Here is a 10,493-nt window from a genome sequence, read left to right on the forward strand (position 1 = left end):
AATATCACGATTACGACAGCGAAATCAGCGACTTACTTGGAGAATGTGGGTTGCCATCGGTCTGCACTCCCATTTGAGCCGAAGTCTATCCGATGCAAGCAGCGTCACCAAACACGATTATGCGCTACCTTGAATTTTTGGCAGCTTTGCAGCACAATCAGGGCCTCAGTTCATCGCATCGACCTTGCCGCAAGCGCCACACCGAGCGACGAAAGAGCGTAGCGATTGAGTTGATAAGGGCGCACTTACGAGTTGCTATGCAACTCAGCGCGCCGCCAGCTTGGAGGCTGGCGGGAAAGGCGGAAACTAGATCGAGGCAACGGGTTGGCGATCTACCATTTGAGCATGAAGCCAGTTTCGCGGGCGGGCGGCCGTAGCGCCGTCGCCTCAATGGCTTATCGTGCCGGGGAGAAGCTGACCAACGAACGCGACGGGATCACGCATGATTTCAGCCGCAAGCAGGGCGTTGAACATGCCGAGATCGTCTTGCCCGAAGGCGTTTCAGCCGATTGGGCGCGGGATCGGTCGGACTTGTGGAACGCCGCCGAGTTTGCCGAGAAGCGCAAGGATGCCCGCGTTGCGCGGGAGTTCGAGATTGCCTTGCCGCATGAGCTATCGGCCGAGCAGCGGCTAGAGGCGGCGCGGGAGATGGCGCAGGAGCTGGCCGACCGCTACGGCGCGGCCGTGGACTTCGCCATTCATGCGCCGCACGAGGCGAGCGACGTTCGCAATCACCATGCCCACATTCTTATGACCACGCGGCAGGTGACGGAGGACGGGCTAGGCGACAAGACCTATCTTGAGCGCGAAAACAAATGGCTGTTGGCGCACGACCTGCCGACGACAGATATGCAGCTCCGCGACCTTCGCCAGCGATGGGAGGGGATCGCCAACGAGCGGCTTGCGATGGCCGGGCTAGATATTCGCATCGACCATCGTTCGCATATGGAGCGCGGGCTAGAGATCGCGCCAACCGAACATATGGGCGTCCATGCCACGCAGATGGAGCGGCGCGGCCTCGACGTATCGCGGGCGCGGCTGGACGAGGAAGCGGCCCGGCGCAATGCCGAGTTGATCCGGGAGAAGCCCGAGCAGGTTCTAACCCTCATCATCGGGGAAAAGAGCGTGTTCGACCGGCACGACGTTGCGCGGGCGCTGCATCGCTACATCAACGACGATCCGCAGGAGTTTCAGAGCGCGTTCGCCAAGGTGATGGCCTCGCCGGCGCTGGTCGAGCTTCAGCCCGAGCGGGCCGACCCGGCAACGGGCGAGATCGAGCTTGCCCGCTATTCGACCCGCGAAATGGTCGAGATCGAATCCGGCATGATCGAGAGCGCGCAGCGGATGCACGGCGCGCATGGTCATGGCGTCGATCGCCGGCATGTCGAGCGCGCCATAGAGCGGCAGGACGCCGCCATTCAGCGCAGCGCCGGCGATGCTTCCGCCCGGTTGTCCGACGAGCAGCGCCGGGCGATCGAGCATATCACCGGGCCGGAGCGGATCGCGGCCGTTGTCGGCTATGCCGGCGCTGGCAAGTCCACCATGCTCGCGGCGGCGCGCGAGGCATGGGAGGCCGAGGGCTATCAGGTCCACGGTGCGGCCTTGTCGGGGAAGGCGGCCGAGGGCTTGGAGGAAAGTTCCGGCATCCAGAGCCGCACCCTCGCGTCATGGTCCCGCGGTTGGGAGAACGACCGCGGCACGATCGGCCGCGGCGACGTGTTCGTGATCGACGAGGCCGGCATGGTCGGGAGCCGCCAGCTCGCCCGCTTCGTTGGCGAGGCCGAGGCGCGCGGGGCGAAGATCGTCCTTGTAGGCGACCATGAGCAGCTACAGGCGATCGGGGCCGGCGCACCGTTCCGGGCGATCACGGAGGAAATCGGCCATGCCGAGCTGTCCGAGATACGCCGGCAGCGCGTGGACTGGCAGCGGGAGGCGTCGGTTGACTTCGCCACGCACCGGACGGCCGAGGGGCTGGCAGCCTATCGGGATCATGGCAATATCAGCTTTGCCGAGACGGGCGAGGACGCGCGCGGCCAGATCGTGCGGGATTATCTTGCCGACCGCGACGAGCGCCCGGACGGCACCCGCGTAGCGATGGCGCATCGCCGGGCCGATGTTCGGGCGATCAATGACGCGATCAGGACCGAGCTACAGGACCGGGGCGAGCTGGCGCAGGGCGAGGACGCCGGCGCGCTGACCTTCCAGACCAATGACGGAAAGCGGGAGTTCGCGCCCGGCGACCGCATCGTGTTCTTGGAGAACAACCGCGACCTTGGCGTGAAAAACGGGATGCTTGGCACGGTCGAGCATGTCGAGGAAGGCCGGATCATCGCCACGCTGGACGGCGGCCGGGAGCGTAGCGTTTCCGTGCCGATGGGCGACTATCAGGCGATCGACCACGGCTATGCGACGACGATTCACAAAAATCAGGGTGCGACGGTCGATCGGTCCTATGTGATGGCGTCGGGGACGATGGACCGGCACCTAACCTATGTCGCCATGACCCGGCATCGTGATGGTATGCAGCTCTACGCCGCACAGGACGAGTTCACCAATGCCGGCCGGCTGGTCGAGCATGGGGCCGCCCCGTTCGAGCATGACCCGCAGAAATCCGGCAGCTATTTCGTGACGCTGGAAAACGACAAGGGCGAGCGCCGCACCCTATGGGGCGTCGATCTTGAGCGGGCCATGAAGGAGGCCGCGCCGGCGATCGGGGAGAAGATCGGCCTACAGCATGAGGGTTCCACCCCCGTCACCTTGCCGGATGGCACACAGACGCACCGGAACACATGGAAGGTTCAGGACGCCGGCGAGCTGGCCTATAGCCAGCTAGAACGCCGCCTGTCCCGGTCGGGCGTGAAGGAAACCACGCTCGACTATACCCGCGACTTTGCCGAGCGGCGCGGGATCGCGGAGCAAATGGGCGTCCGCAGCGAAATCGAGATTCCGGCCGAGCGCGCGGCCGGGCTACGTGCGGAGCGGGAGTCGACGGCCGGGGATCATGCGCTTGATCGCAGATCCTCGCAAAAAGTTGGCGCGGATCTCGCGCAGGATCTCCGTGCAGATCCGCGCGAGGATCTCGCCGGCGATCGACAGCAGCGCCGCAATCCGTTCGAGGGCCTGAAACTCGGGCGCGGCGCGGCGGCCGAGAGCCGCGAGCCAGACCGCGCCGGCGAGGACGGCCCACAGATCGACCAGAACAGGCCGCAGCAGGCCGAGAAGCAGCGGCGCGGTATGTTCGCCGGCCTCAAGCTCAATGCGCGTCCTGCCGCCTCTCAGGAGCGCAGCGAGCGGCCGGAAAGGGAAGGGAGCTTGCGGCCGGCGCCGGCGCCCGACCGGCTGGCCGAGCGGGCGCGGGGGCCGTCGCCGCTTGAGACGGCCGTTGACCGATATTCGCGGGCCTATCAGTCGATCGACCAGCACCGGCGCGAGGGCCTGCCCGTTCTCGACATGCAGCGGCAGGAAATGCGCGATGCCGGCCAGCAGCTCGACCAGGTGCGCGGCGGCATGAAAGATTTGATGCGCTCGACGCTGGAAAACGACCCGGCGACGGCGCGCGCCATGACCGAGCTTTCCGGCCGGGAGCGTGTCGCCCATGTTATCGACGGGATGAAGCGCGAAAACGCCGCGCTGCAAGACCCGAATATCAGGGCCGAGCGGTTCGTTGAACGCTGGCAGGAGCTACAGGGGCAGCGCCGGGAGCTTCGCGGCTGGCAGCACGACGACGCCCGCGCCAAGGTCGAAAGCCACATGAACGGCATGACCAAGAGCCTTGAGCGTGACCCGCAGGTAGATTCCATCCTGCGCAATCGCCGGCAGGAACTTGGAATCGGTCAGGAGCTTCGCCGCGAGCAGACCATTGCCCGCGCGCTGCAAGACGAAATGACACGCGGCCACCGGCTTAGCCGGGGCATCGGCATGGAAAGGTAGGCACGGAGAACATGGCGGAGCTGGACGACGACAGGGAAGGAATCGAGCCGGAAGCACTGGACGAGGACGCCGGCGACCCGGCCGCCGCGTTCGACGCGCTACGGCGCACGATCGAGACGCAGGGCGCGCAGATCGGCGCGGAAATGACCGTGATGCGGCGCGGGCTGGAAGCGGCTTTCGACCAGCTCGAAAAGATCGAGCCGGCGCAGGACTACAAGCCCCAGCTCGCCCAGCTCGTGCAGGCGCTCGACAATGTTGCGGAGCGGATGCACGGCGTAGAGCAGTCACCCATTCTCCGGCAGGGCGCGCAGCACTATGCGGCGGTCCTCGAGCGCAGCGGCGAGGCCCTTATACGCACCGCCGCGCAGCAGCTCGAGCGGCAGGCGTCCGACCTCGAGCGCGCCGGCCGCAATCTTTCGGCGCACGTCGCCAGCGCGCGGGAGCGCGATCGGCAAAATTGGTGGCTTGTCGTCGCCTTCGCTGTCGGCCTGCTCGCCGGCGCGCTGGTGATGCTGTTCCTTCCGCGCCTGTTGCCGTTCTCGGCCGCGCCGCGTGTCGCCAGCGTCGTCATGGGCGAAAGGCCGTGGCAGGCCGGCATGAGCCTCATGGCGTTCGGCAGCCCGGAAGCATGGCAGCGGGTGGCGTCGGCCGATCAGCTTGTTGAGGCGAACAGGGAGGCGGTAGCGGCTTGTTGGGAGGCCGCGCGCACGGCCGGCGAGGATCAGCGTTGCACCATCACCGTGAAAGCGCCGGGGCAATAGATTGCTGCCCCGGCGTGAAGTTCAGAAGGCGAACTTGGCCTGGCCTTTGTCTTCGACAGGGCGCAGCCGGGCATAGGCAAGAAGATCAGCGATCGAGCCGCCCTTGTCCCGCCAGCCATAGAAGGTGTCTTCCCCGAGAAGGACATAGTGCCATTCGGAATCGCTACGCTGTTCCGGAGGAAGGGCGTTGATCCGGTCGCACCATGAAACGGCGGCCTTGCGCTTGCGCAGCACGTTCGGGCTGGTGAGCTGGCCTTGTGCCTTTGTTTCCACCAGATAAATCGCGCCGCCTGCTCTCACGAAGAAATCCGGCGAATAGAACGCCGGAAGCCCATCTTCCTTGATGTATCGCAGGCGCGCGAAGGTGTGTTTCTGCTCGTTGATCTTGCAGAAGGCTTCAACGCTGGCGTCACGCTCGCAGGTTTCCATAAATGCCAGTTCAAGGCCGCCGTTCCGCGAGGGATAGGGAAGGCGCAGATAGATAGCTTTCTCGACGGCCAGCGATGATCCTTCCCGCATGGCGAGCTTGGGCACTTCCGAAAGACGCCGATGCGCGACCTCGGCATTGGCGACAATCACGCTGTCTTCCGCTTCGAGAATGGCGCGCGCCCACACCTTGATAATGTGCTCCGTCACCGGGTCGATCAGCAGGACGCGCCAGTTCTCATCCGTGAGAGGGTCCAGCTCCTGGCCGAACAGGTGCCGACGAATGAAGGTGTCGATGCCCTCGGCCATCTCGGCCCGGTTTATCTGGATGTAGGGGAACTTGCTGGCGTTGGCGAAAGCCTTCGAGCTGTTTGTGGTATCCGTCAGGGTGACGGCTTCCGTGATCCGGCGCGTGATCCGGGCCAGGTAGTCATTATATCCCGTCGCGGTCATCACGCCGCCATGCACGCGATAGTCGCCAAAGCGCGTTTTCGCCTGCACGTCTTCGGAATGGAACTTCTCGCCCTGGCCGATCTGCCCCTTGAGTTGTTGGAGCGAAAACGATCCGAACGGCGCGAGGCTCGAAGGGTCGATATGGGTATCTTCCAGCGCCTCGACCTGTTCCCGCAGGATGAAGGGTATGGCGAAATCGTATTCCTCGAAGCCCGGCCGGAGGCCAACCGAGATCAGGTCGCCGGTCGAGCTGCCATTCGCCTCGTCGTCGTTGTCATCTGCTTCAGCCGCCAAGCCTTCCTGAATCAGCTCGTCATAGAAGCCCTGGAACGCCGGATGCTCCACGATCGAAAGAATGTCGATCATGTTGGAGGGTGTCTTTCCGCCGCGAATGAGCTGGCGGTTCTCCCGCTTTATGTCGTCGTATTCATTGCCGCGCCACATCAGACGCAAGCCGCGCCCGATCGTCTGTTCCAGCAAGATGCCGGCGCTCGATGCGCGCAGCGGGACAATGACGCAGATGTTGTTCACGTCGAAGCCTTCGCGCAGCATGAGCACGCTCACTATGACGCGCGGGGATTTGTGACGGTCCACGTCGAACAGGCGTTCGCGCAGCACCTTCCATTCGTCGGGCTTCAGCTCGCCCTTGCGGTTGGAATCGACGCGCAACACTTCGTCGTCGGCCAGCCCTTCGAGCTGCATGAAATCAGCAATGAGAGGCGTCACCGTGGTATCCTCGCAGACCACCAGCATTTTCGGATGCTTGTCCGGATCGAGGGCGGCGAAATCGGTTTCCAGCTTCCGGAGCTTGGTCAGGCCGGCGCGCAACATGATGCGCTGTCCTTCGGACAGCATGGGGTTGCCGTTCTCATCCCGATCGGCCTTGAAATCCAGTTCCTCATGGCTCAGCGCGCCGATTTCGGAGCGTTTGTCGAGAACAAGGGATTTGACCAGGCCGGTGCGCATGGCCGTCTTCAGGTCGAAATCAACTGCGATGTGCGGGAAGTAGGATTTCCGGCTGTTCCGGCCGGTCCCGACCTCGTTATAGGGCGTGGCCGAAAAGTCCACCTGGACGAAGCGGCGGCCCTTGGGTTCTGCGATCAGGTTGAGGCTCTTTTGCCATTCAACTTCCGTCACCTCACCTTCCCGCTTGAACTCGTGAATATGGTGGGCTTCGTCATTGAAGACCATGAGCGCGGGCAGGTCTTTCAGGTAGGAGAGGATGCCGCCGCGCTCATAGCGACGGTTCAGCACATTCAAATCGTTGCCTTGGCTGGTGCCGGGCGTCAGGGGAAGGACGCTCTGCACAACGATTTTCGGATCGGCGGATTCCCCCGGCGCGGTGATTTCCTCATCCTCAAGCGGCTCGCCTTCTTCCGACAGCACATGCCAGTTGGAAATGGCGATGATGCCGCCGGCCGTGACCTTGCGGCCAATGTCTTCTTTCGGGCAGACCGCCCCTTGCACGAACCGGAAAACCTCGTCCCGGTAGGAATCGGGAATGAACAGTTCCTGGAATATCGACAGGTCAGAAATCGTGAAATCGCGCTTGCCGTCTCGTTCCTTCCCCATGAAGGCGTCAAGCAGCCGATCGTAAACGATGAGGCCGGGGGCAACGACGAGGAAGTTTTTGGTGTAGCGGTCGCTATCCGGCGCGCGGTTCGCGTTGAGAATCTGCCAGACCATGAGGGCTTGCAGAACCCAGGTCTTTCCCGTTCCGGTCGCCATTTTCAGGCAGTATTTCGGATAGGAATTTTTTGGCGCGCGGATGATCTCGGAATCCCGCGTGCTTGTCAGCATCACGTCAGGGGCGGCGATCTGGTAAAGGTCTTGCAGGGACGCAATGCCCAAAACCTCATGGGCATAGATCACATTCAGCAAGGCTTGCCGCTGGCCGGGATGGAAATTGAAGGTGCGGGCGTCCTGAAATTCAGTCTGGAACCACCATTTCAACAGCTCGGCCGTGATCTCTGAGACGTGATCGAGGATCGGCGCTTCGCCGGTTTCCAGACCGGCGCAGGCTTCCTCGACCTTGGCCGTCAATCCTTTGGCAAGCGAAAGATCATTGATGCTTGCCATCATACCACCTCAACAGTTGCTTCGGCCTCAAAGCCGAACACATCAACCACACGCACGCAGACGCGGCGAGGCCCGTCTTTTTTGGGGAGGCTAGTGATCCTGGCCGTGGTGATGACCCGATAAGCGTCGGCATCTTTCTCCGTGTTGCCCCGGTAGTCTTGCCAGACGGAGCGGAATACCTCGCCGTCATAGTCAGGATCGACGCTCCAATATTCTATCAACGCCATAGGATCGTCGTTGATGACATGCTGGAGTTTTTCACGATTGGCGTCGTCGAGGTTCAGCGCCTCCGGTGAGAGCAGCACATAATTGGCGATCGAAACAGAAAGCGATTCTCCCTCGCCGGCCTGTTCACGATTGACTTCACCCAGTTTGAGATATTGCAGCGACGAGAAACGCACCTCGTCTGCCTTGAGCTTGTGGCCCTTCTTTTTCAGCCGGTCGAGCAGATCGGGCGGGATAACGAGCACTTCCAGGCGATCGCCCTGCCCCAGCGCCTCAATGTCGTGACCGATCGTTGGCGAGAAGTTCCAACCGAGGATAACGACCTTATCCCATCCGCCCATGAGGTTGTCGCGGATTTCGATTGCGCGGCGCAGGGTAGCAAGGCCGGTCATCTTGTTGGGACTATCGGCAAGGACGAGCGTTTTGCTTCCCTGAAGCCTGCCCATGTTCTTGTTCGGATTTTCCTCGACGGGCAGCGGTAGCGCGCCATAGAGGCCGAGCACGATTTCGGCCAGATCACCGATGCGGAACCGGCTCCCCATCGTGGAGCGCATTTGTTCAACCTGGTAGTCGCCAATGTGCTGGTAGAGGAACGGTGTGGCGTCCTGGTCGATCAGTCGTTTGCGTGTCACCATACACGCAGGCTTCCCGAAATCTGATGCAATCCAGCGCCGGCCTAGCCTTTCCGCAACGGCAGCGGTCGTGCCGGAGCCGATGAAGAAATCAGCGACCAGATCGCCTTCGTTGGAAATGGCCGTAATAACTCGCTCGATTAAAGCTTCCGGCTTTTGGGTGTTAAAGAACAGGTTCTCCTTCCGATCCGCAGGCTGCAACATCGAAATTCGCCAAACGTCATCAAGTGTCCGTTCGGTGGACTCGATATAGATTACCTTGCCGTCAGGGCCTTTCGCATTGACGATCTTGCCCTTATCCTTATCCCATACTCTCTTGAGCTGTTTAACGGGTGCCTCGCGTTCTTCCCTTATTTTGTTGAAGGTGTATTCATCGCCTGCCCTATACCACAGTAGAACATCATGGTTTTTGGCAAAGTGGTTCACGTTGCCTTGCATTTTATTGTAGTAATACCAGACAATCTCATTAACAAAGTTGGCCTTTCCGAAAATTTCATCAAGAACCATGCGGACATAATGGCATACGTGCCAGTCCAGATGAACAACGATGCTGCCGTTGTGAGTTAGAAGTTCTTTCATAAGGAAAAGCCGGGGCGTAATCATCCGCAGATATGACGCCGTGCCTTCACTCCATGTATCGGTATATGCAAACTGCTCGATCACGTTCGGAAGCTGTTCGATGGATGCACCGGGTAATTCTACCTTGCGCCGATAATCCGCCTTACTATCATAAGGAGGGTCGATATAGATGAGATTTACTTTTCCGCGCACCGATGCCGAGTCATCACCACCAGCGAGGAGTGATCCAATCGCCAAGAGATTGTCGCCATAAATCAGACGATTTTCTCCGGCGGTTGATACTTGCTCCTTCTTGTCTGCGACCTTGAGGAAATCTTGCCAGTTGCTGTCACGTGAGGGAATGACCAATTCCCTTGTTTGCAGGCCGAGGCGATAGTTGCTCTCCGCCCGCTCCATGACGCGCTCGGCTTCACGTTTGCCTTCGGCTACGATGGCCGGAAGCTGTTCGAGCAAACTCTTCATTCAATATCCCCCTGGCCGCGCTGCTCGGCGTGGCATGTCCTTATTGTTTCGGCTCAGATCAGCGCCGCTTGCGGATCGAGCGGCTTTCCCTTGAAGGGCGCGACGTTGATCTCCCCTTCCCGCTTGCGGGCTTGGGCAATGTCATAGCTGTTCTGCATCCGCATGAGCGTATCCATCGACACGCCGAAAGCCTTTTCGACCCGGAGCGCCATTTCCGGCGAAAGGTGCGCGCGCTCGTTCAGGACGGCCGACAACGCCGCCCTCGTAACACCGAGAACTTGCGCGGCGCTCGTGACCGAAAGGCCAAGCGGCTCGATGATCTCACTTTTGACGAAGCCGCCGGGGTGGGCGGGATTTTTCATACGGATGCCCTGCATCGCACTCATAGCCACCTCCTAGTGGTAATCTTCATAGTCGAGGTCGATGATCTCGATTTCGGTTTGGTCGATCCGAAATGTGATCCGCCAGTTCTTGGTGACGAACAGGCTCCAGGTGCCTTTTCGATCGCCGGTGAGCTGATGAGCCTTCCAGCTCGGGACCGTGCGCAACTCGTCTTCCCGCTCCATATCTTGCAGAAAGGTGACGATGCGACGGACTTTCGGCACTACGGCCGCCTGCAAGCCGGTGGCGTCATCATCTTCGATGAAGCGGCGCAACCCCTTATGGACCACGTTTCGGATTCTCATGTGCCGTCACTATCAAGCTAAGCGTATAGTGTCAAGCGACGCTATACGATCCCGTCATCTCATAGCCTTGTCGCGCAAGTCGTAAAACCTGCAACAGATCGGCCGCCCCCGGAAAATCAGGGCTTTTCGTGTCGCATGTCTTTGTCGCAAGTGGTAGAAAACTTGCGACATGATTTGCGACAGGGGGAAGCCGTGAGCAGCCGACCAGATTGGCCCAGTCGGCCCGAAGCTGCGATTTTGGCCATGTTGAAGAACAAAGA

The 10,493-nt window shown here is 61.1% G+C and carries 7 protein-coding genes; 2 read left to right on the forward strand and 5 right to left on the reverse strand.

Features of this window, described 5'->3' with window-relative positions; genetic code table 11:
• The first annotated feature begins 324 nt into the window (after positions 1–324).
• Positions 325–3,930 carry a Ti-type conjugative transfer relaxase TraA gene (gene traA, locus ET21_RS0111720; RefSeq protein WP_030539846.1) on the forward strand — a complete coding sequence of 1,202 codons (3,606 nt, stop codon included), beginning with the start codon at positions 325–327 and terminating at the stop codon, positions 3,928–3,930.
• 11 nt (positions 3,931–3,941) lie between these two features.
• Entirely contained in the window at positions 3,942–4,691 is a 750-nt protein-coding gene (locus ET21_RS0111725; RefSeq protein WP_030093147.1) for a DUF6118 family protein, read from the forward strand.
• A gap of 21 nt (positions 4,692–4,712) precedes the next feature.
• On the opposite strand, the gene ET21_RS0111730 is transcribed toward ET21_RS0111725, so the two are convergent.
• The 5 genes from ET21_RS0111730 to ET21_RS28480 form a co-directional block, all read right to left on the reverse strand.
• A complete protein-coding gene (locus tag ET21_RS0111730) occupies positions 4,713–7,613 on the reverse strand; it encodes a DEAD/DEAH box helicase family protein (RefSeq protein WP_237751546.1) in 2,901 nt (966 codons plus the stop codon).
• 35 nt (positions 7,614–7,648) lie between these two features.
• Complete coding sequence (locus ET21_RS0111735; RefSeq protein WP_030539848.1) at positions 7,649–9,547, reverse strand: site-specific DNA-methyltransferase; 1,899 nt, start codon at positions 9,545–9,547, stop codon at positions 7,649–7,651.
• A 53-nt stretch (positions 9,548–9,600) separates the two neighbouring features.
• Positions 9,601–9,933 (reverse strand): HigA family addiction module antitoxin, encoded by a 333-nt coding sequence (locus ET21_RS0111740; RefSeq protein ID WP_030092363.1) that lies wholly within the window; start codon positions 9,931–9,933, stop codon positions 9,601–9,603.
• A gap of 9 nt (positions 9,934–9,942) precedes the next feature.
• Complete coding sequence (locus tag ET21_RS0111745) at positions 9,943–10,233, reverse strand: type II toxin-antitoxin system RelE/ParE family toxin (protein ID WP_025091540.1); 291 nt, start codon at positions 10,231–10,233, stop codon at positions 9,943–9,945.
• A 31-nt stretch (positions 10,234–10,264) separates the two neighbouring features.
• The coding region (locus tag ET21_RS28480) for a hypothetical protein (RefSeq protein ID WP_237751547.1) at positions 10,265–10,493 on the reverse strand (229 nt) is incomplete at its 5' end.

The organism is Sphingobium sp. DC-2, from assembly GCF_000722555.1.
Classification (GTDB): Bacteria; Pseudomonadota; Alphaproteobacteria; order Sphingomonadales; family Sphingomonadaceae; genus Sphingobium; species Sphingobium quisquiliarum.